Origin of the sequence: Roseomonas sp. TAS13 (assembly GCF_001950415.1) — a bacterium.
Classification (GTDB): domain Bacteria; phylum Pseudomonadota; class Alphaproteobacteria; order Acetobacterales; family Acetobacteraceae; genus Roseomonas; species Roseomonas mucosa.
Window position 1 is genome coordinate 1 of the sequence record NZ_BDLP01000435.1, and the last position, 3,312, is coordinate 3,312.

The window sequence follows — 3,312 nt, forward strand, 5'->3', positions numbered from 1 at the left end:
GCTGTGCGTAGATGTGATCAAGAGACAGGGCCAGGGCGCGGGGCAGGTCGCGCTCGATGTCGCGCGTCACCTCCCGCTGGTGCCGGAGGGTGTCGTCGAACAGGCAGAAGCGGTTCCGCCCGCTGCGCTTGGCGGCATAGAGGGCGGCGTCGGCGCAGGAGAGCATCTCCCCGCTGCTGGCGGAGATGCCGGAGGACTGGTCGCAGAAGACGCCGATGCTCACCCCGACCCGCCCGGCCTCGCAGACCGTGAAGGGGATCGCCACCGCCGCCGTGAGCCGCGTCGCCAGCTCCGCCGCCTCACGCTCCGGCGCCAGGCTGGCGGGGCAGAGCCGGCCGAGCACGGCGAACTCGTCGCCGCCGAGCCGGCCGAGCACATAGCCCCGGGGCAGGGCCTGCCGCAGGCGCTGCGCCACCTCGACGAGCAGGAGGTCGCCCGCCTTGTGGCCGAAAAGGTCGTTGACCGACTTGAAGCCGTCGAGGTCGAGCAGCATCAGGCAGTGCGGCCCTTCCTCCATCCGCGCCGGCGCGCCGGCCGGGTCGGGGGTGGCGCCGGGGGGAGCGCCGGGGGGAGCGCCGGTCCTGCCGGCGGCGCTGGCCAGGCTGTCGTCCAGGACCTGCATGAAGCCGGCGCGGTTCAGCACCTGGGTCAGCATGTCGTGCGTGGCGCGGTGGCGCAGGTCCTCGGCGATGTCGAGGGTCTGGCGATGGGCCTCGTGCAGGGAGGTGGCCAGGGCCCGGGCCTCCTGCTTGCTGCGGCTGGCCTGGAGAAAGGCGCGCTCGCCCTCCCAGGCGCTGCGGACCAGTGCCATCGTGTAGAGGGCGACCGTGGCGGCCAGCATCCGCTGCTCGAAGCTGCCGGCCCAGACAAGGCAGGTGATCACCGAGAAGAGGGCCGGGGTGATGAAGCAGATCGGCACGCGGGCATAGGCGGTGCCGTGCACCACGGCGCCGGCGGTGATGCCGCAGACCACCACGAGGAAGAAGGGCGCCTGGGATGTCGTGAAGCCGTCGCAGAGCACGGGCACGGCCGCCCAGATCATGCCCGAGCACCAGGCCAGCAGGCACATGGCGTGGAACCAGCGGCGGACGGCGGGGGATTCGCGCCCCTCCAGCAGCACCGCGCGGGGCGGGAAGCCGCAAAGCAGGCTGCGCAGCAGGTTGACCGCGATGCTGGCCCAGAACCAGGCGAAGCCAGCCTCTCCGTGGCCGCCGTAGTTCGCCATCGCCAGGTTGGAGAGGCTGAGCAGCACCGTGACGGGAAGCGAGATGAGCACGCTGCGCCGGACGGCCCGGAGCTGGTCGAGGCGGATCAGCCCTTCCAGGGGTGTCTGGCCGGGCTCTGGCGGAAGGTGGTGATCGATGGATCGTGGGGGCATCGCACTGCTGGTCGGTCTTGCCCGGAACTTTCCCGAGTCCAGATCAAGATATCATGAAATACAATCCGAGGTTGTGCAAACAGGACGATCCTGCCTTGGCTGCGCCGTCGGGGCGGGCATGTCTCAAATTCTCTGGACTTGCGGGGGGCAATTCGGTAGTTGCCGCGCTCCTGATCCCCTTCCGCGCGCGTTCCGACGCCTGGCCGGAGCCTGAAAGGCGGGGCAGCCTCCGGCGTGGCCGGGCCGTATGCATCCGGCCAACCCGTGGACGGTGCTTCCGCCCTGCCGTTCTGCTCAGCGCCTCCGGGCGCGGTGCCCTGCGGTGGTCCTGTCGGCCCTGGCGAAAATTCGACCCCGATCGCATCGCCGTCCGGCGCGCCGCGTTCAGCAAAGCACGACATGCCCTTTCCTGACGATCTTCCCGCACCCCTTCTCCTGGCCCTGGCCGAGCGCGGCTATGCCGAGCCGACGCCGGTGCAGGCCGCCGTCCTCGCCGCCGACACGGCGGGGCGCGACCTGCTGGTTTCCGCCCAGACCGGCTCCGGCAAGACCGTGGCCTATGGCTTGGCCATGGCCAGCAACCTTCTCGGCACGGCCGAGCGCCTTCCCCCCGCCGGCACGCCGCTCGCCCTGGTGATCGCGCCGACGCGCGAGCTGGCACTGCAGGTCAAGACCGAGCTGGCCTGGCTCTATGGCAGCGCCGGGGGCCGGGTCGTGTCCTGCGTCGGTGGCATGGACCCGGTGGCCGAGCGGCGTGACCTGTCGCGCGGTGCCCATGTGGTGGTCGGCACGCCGGGCCGCCTGCGCGACCACCTGGACCGCGGCAACCTGCGGCCGGACACGCTGCAGGTCGTGGTGATGGACGAGGCGGACGAGATGCTGGACCTCGGCTTCCGCGAGGAGCTGGAGGCCATCCTCGACACGCTGCCGGACCCGCACCGGACGCTGCTCTTCTCGGCTACCGTGCCGCACGAGATCGCCACGCTGGCGCGTTCCTACCAGAAGGACGCGCAGCGCATCGAGGTGAAGAGCGACGGCGCCGGGCATGGCGACATCGAGCACCGCGCCATCACCATCGCCCCGCACGAGATCGAGCGGGCGGTGGTGAACATCCTGCGCTTCGAGGACCCACGCCTCGCCATGGTGTTCTGCGCCACCCGCGCCATGGTGGCCCGGCTGCACGGCAACCTGACCGAGCGCGGCTTCTCCACCGTGGCGCTGTCCGGCGAGCTGTCGCAGTCCGAGCGCACCCGTGCGCTGCAGTCGCTGCGCGACGGGCGGGCGCGGGTCTGCGTCGCCACCGACGTGGCGGCGCGCGGCATCGACCTGCCGGATCTGGGGCTGGTGATCCATGCCGAGCTGCCGCGCGACCCCGAGACCCTGACCCACCGTTCCGGCCGCACCGGCCGGGCCGGGCGGAAGGGCATCAGCGTGCTGCTGGTGCCCTATAACCGCCGCACCGGGGAGCGGCTGCTGGCCGCCGCCCGGGTGCAGGCGAGCTGGGGGCCACCGCCTTCCGCCGAGACGATCCGCGCCAAGGACAACGAGCGCCTGTCCGTCCAGGCCGGCGAGCTGGTCGCCGAGGAGGCGGCGGAGGACGATCTGGCGCTGGCCCGCGGCCTGCTGGAGAAGAACGCGCCCGAGGCGGTCGCCGCCGCCCTGATCCGCACCCTGCGCGGCCCGCTGCCGGCGCCGGAGGAGCTGTCGGACACCAATGACCGCACCCCGCGGGAGCGGCCGGAGCGCCAGGGCGGGCCGGAGGGCGTCTGGTTCCGCGCCAGCGTCGGGCGCAACGAGAATGCCGATCCCCGCTGGCTGCTGCCCTTCCTGTGCCGGCGTGGCCATGTCACGCGTGGGGAGATCGGCCGGATCCGCATCCTGGGCCGCGAGCTGTCCCTTGATCACAAGTCCCGACGTCAGCATAGAGAGGTGTA

The 3,312-nt window shown here is 71.9% G+C and carries 2 protein-coding genes; one reads left to right on the plus strand and one right to left on the minus strand.

Going from position 1 to position 3,312, the window contains the following annotated elements; all coding sequences use genetic code 11:
- The coding region (locus tag ROTAS13_RS21600) for a GGDEF domain-containing protein (RefSeq protein ID WP_139323479.1) at nucleotides 1-1,378 on the minus strand (1,378 nt) is incomplete at its 3' end.
- Nucleotides 1,379-1,777: 399 nt separating this feature from the next.
- Here ROTAS13_RS21600 and ROTAS13_RS21605 point away from each other — a divergent pair.
- Nucleotides 1,778-3,312 (plus strand): DEAD/DEAH box helicase (locus ROTAS13_RS21605; protein WP_075823374.1); only part of this gene is annotated, 1,535 nt, incomplete at its 3' end.